Genomic DNA, 3,883 nt, shown 5'->3' on the forward strand with positions numbered 1-3,883 from the left:
GCAAGACCATGGTCTTAGCTGAGCAGCTGACACTGACCGCTATGGGGGCTTTTCCCTCACCTAAGAAGAGGGAGAAAAACACCTGATAGCGTGGGGTTAAAACTGAATGAGCCTAAATTCCCTGATAAGCTGCAGAAGAATGGCTGCCGTCCGATCAACCCCGTATTTGCTGGATTTAATGGTAATATCATAGCTGCTGCCATCCCCATATGCTTCATCGGAGAACTGACGGCAGTGAGCCACCCGCATTTCATCATGGCGGATAATCTCCCCTGCTGCCCGTTGCTGGTCAATCTTTTCCTTGCGCATGACCCGCGTGATACGCTCCTGTTTATCAGCCGTTATAAAGATATGCAGGGAATTTTTATGATTTTTCAGGACATAATTGGCCAGCCTTCCCACGATAACACAGGAATCCTTGGCAGCTATATCCTGAATGACCTGGGCCTCTATCCTGTATACCTGCTCCTGGGTCAATTCCTCATCCTTGTCATAGGAGGAGGTATACCACTCATATAGGCTGTAGAGGGCATTGCTGGTAACCCGGTCACCATGCTCCTCCAGGTATTTATAGGCAAATTCGCTGTTTTCAGCGGCCATTTGAATAATATCGCTGTCGTAATATGGTAAATTCAATTCGTGGGCTATCCGCCTGGCAATGGAATGACCGCCGCTGCCATATTCATGGGATACGGTCAATACAAAATGCTTTTCGGAAATGTCATCCTCCAGCACCGATGATATGTCAGCCAACCGCTTTTCCGGCAGTAAAATATAGGTAAACCACCGCATGTGGTTCATGAACAGCTTTAACACAAGACCGGTAAATACTGCAACGATAATGGTACCTTCACGGACACCGCCCAGATTATTCAAAAAGATAAGCCCCAAAATACCGGAGGCCACAGACAGGGTTACGTCAGAGGCCATCCGCATGGTGGAAAATTTCCGGTGATAGATGGCCCCCAGCAGTCTGAGCAGTGTATCCACCGGCAGCATGGCAACTCCGGAAATAACACAGCAATACAGGCTGGTGCCCATTAATCCACTGCTGATAAAGCAGGACAAGAGCCTCCCCAGATGGGATACCGGGTGAAAGCCGGAAAGCCAATCCAGGGCCATATCCGTAAACACACCAAGGGATACTGCTGTAATAACCTGCATCACTATTGCCTGCTTTTTTATCCGTCCCCTACGTATAATCAGCTGTCCCAACAGGCCGGAGAAATTAAACAAGCCTACCCAGGTTCCCACAGTCAGAGCATTTACGATTAAGGAAAGGGTATAGGGCAGGGTTACCATCGGTGCCACACCCATTTCTGCCTTTATTAAAACAGCTATACCACAGGCCATTAAAATAATTCCCAGGGCATAGAGCAGATAACGTCTTAACAGCTCAGATATCGTCTTTTTTCTTTCTCGCATAATCCAAAACTCCAAAAAATGCCCGCCTCACTAAAAGCAAGACGGGCACCATTTATTTACAGGAGAACCTTATGGGATACGTTTACACGGCCCTTCTGGTCAATCTCAGTAACCTTGACTTCCAGCTCGTCACCTACATTTACAACATCCTCAACCTTCTCGACGCGCTTTTTATCCAGCTGGGAAATGTGGCAAAGGCCCTCACGGCCCGGCAACAGCTCGACGAAGGCACCAAAGTTCATGATACGGGTAACCTTACCCATATAAACCTCGCCTACCTCCACCTCGCGGACGATTTCGTTGATGCAGGCTACTGCAGCCTCGGAAGCCTCCACGCTGGTAGCGGAAATGCGGACAGTGCCATCATCATCAATATCAATCTGGACACCGCACTCATCAATAATTCTCTTGATAACCTTTCCGCCAGGTCCAATAACCTCACGAATCTTGTCAGGCTTAATCTGCATAGTGGTTACACGAGGAGCATACTTGCTCAGCTCCTTATTAGGCTCAGGGATGCACTCCAGCATCTTGCCAAGGATAAATGCACGTCCCCGCTTGGCCTGTGCCAGGGCAGCAGACAAAATATCACGGGAAATCCCCTTAATCTTAATATCCATCTGAATAGCAGTAACGCCTTCAGTGGTACCGGCTACCTTAAAGTCCATGTCCCCCAGGGCATCCTCCATACCCTGAATATCGGTAAGAATGGTATAATCCTCCCCATCCTTGACCAATCCCATGGCTACACCGGATACAGGACGCTTAATAGGCACACCGGCGTGCATCAGTGAAAGGGTGCTGCCGCAAACAGAGCCCATGGAGCTGGACCCGTTGGATTCCAACACCTCGGATACCATGCGGATAGTGTATGGGAATTCCTCGGTGGAAGGAAGAACAGGCACAAGTGCTCTCTCTGCCAAGGCTCCATGGCCGATTTCACGCCGCCCGGGACCACGTACCGGACGGGCCTCACCTACGGAATAGCCAGGGAAATTGTATTGATGAATGTAATGCTTGGAGGTCTCCACACCCAGGCCATCCAGCACCTGCTCGTCTCCCAGGGAGCCCAGGGTAGTGACCGTCAAAATCTGGGTCTGACCACGGGTAAAGAGGCCGGAACCATGGGTACGAGGCAGAATGCCTACCTCACAGCTTACCGGGCGAACCTCCTCAACCTCACGGCCATCAGGACGAATCTTCTCCTTGGTAATCATCCGGCGAACGATTTCCTTGACGATTTTGTGCAGCATATACGGAATTTCCTTAATGGAATCAGGATAAAGCTCCAGGAAATGCTCCAAAGCCTCAGCCTTAACATTGGAAATATCCTCATCACGGGCCAGCTTGTCAGGGTTACGTACAGCCTGATCCAGCTTATCGGTAGCGTATTCCCGGATTGCCTTCTCCAGCTCCTCAGGAACAGCAAACAGCTTAACCTCCCGCTTCTCCTTGCCACAAGCCTTCTGAATTTCATCCTGGAAGGCAACGATTTTTTTGATTTCTTCATGACCAAAGAGAATGGCCTCGAGAATAACCTCCTCCGGCAGCTCGTTAGCACCGGCCTCAACCATCATAACTGCGTCACGGGAACCGGCAATGGTCAAATTCAAATCAGAATTCTCCCGCTGTTCAACGGTAGGATTAATAACAAACTGACCATCCACACGGCCTACCCGCACACCGGCTATAGGACCAAGGAAAGGAATATCAGAAATAGTCAGGGCACAGGATGCACCGATCATAGCCGCAATCTCCGGAGCGTTGTCATGCTCTACAGACATAACCGTAGCCACGATCTGAACATCATTACGATATCCCTCAGGAAACAGCGGACGGATAGGACGGTCAATCAGCCGGCTGCATAAAATAGCCGACTCACCCGGACGCCCCTCTCTCTTTATAAAACCGCCTGGAATTTTACCAACGGCGTACATCTTCTCTTCATAATCAACAGTCAGAGGGAAGAAGTCTACACCCTCCCTTGGCTCATCGGAAGCCGTAGCTGTAACCAAAACAACAGTCTCACCATAGCGCACCAAAACAGCACCATTTGCCTGCTTGGCCATCTTACCGGCTTCAACAGTAAAGGTGCGGCCGCCTAACTGCATCTCAAAACTCTGCATTAAGTTTTTCCTCCTGTAATCTTCTTTATACCTTTTAACTTTGATAGTATACCATATAGTTGGCGAAAATAGCTACATATTTTTTAGGTCCCCACCAAGCAAAAAGGGACTCCAAAGGGAGTCCCCAGTACCAAGGGCTTTTACCGCCATAAGATATCTAGCAAAAAATGGACTGCCCCATTTGATGATTTTTCATCATCAGGCGACAGCCCATTTATATTTTGGCTATTAAATTGTCAGCTTAGAATACATAGGCTACGGATACGCCACCCATGAAGCCCTGCTTCTTGCCGGCAAAGCCGGTGAGATTGAGGTCGATGTTCCATGGGGAG

General features: G+C 49.2%; 2 protein-coding genes. Both read right to left on the reverse strand.

The genetic code is table 11. The features are described from left to right. Positions 1-96: 96 nt before the first annotated feature. On the reverse strand, positions 97-1,425 hold the full coding sequence (locus Q0Y54_RS12130) for a cytidylate kinase family protein (protein ID WP_297968400.1): 1,329 nt from the start codon (positions 1,423-1,425) through the stop codon (positions 97-99). Positions 1,426-1,481: 56 nt separating this feature from the next. Continuing rightward, entirely contained in the window at positions 1,482-3,551 is a 2,070-nt protein-coding gene (locus tag Q0Y54_RS12135) for a polyribonucleotide nucleotidyltransferase (protein WP_297968403.1), read from the reverse strand. Positions 3,552-3,883: the final 332 nt, after the last annotated feature.

It is taken from the genome of uncultured Anaerovibrio sp. (genome assembly GCF_947302755.1).
GTDB lineage: Bacteria > Bacillota > Negativicutes > Selenomonadales > Selenomonadaceae > Anaerovibrio.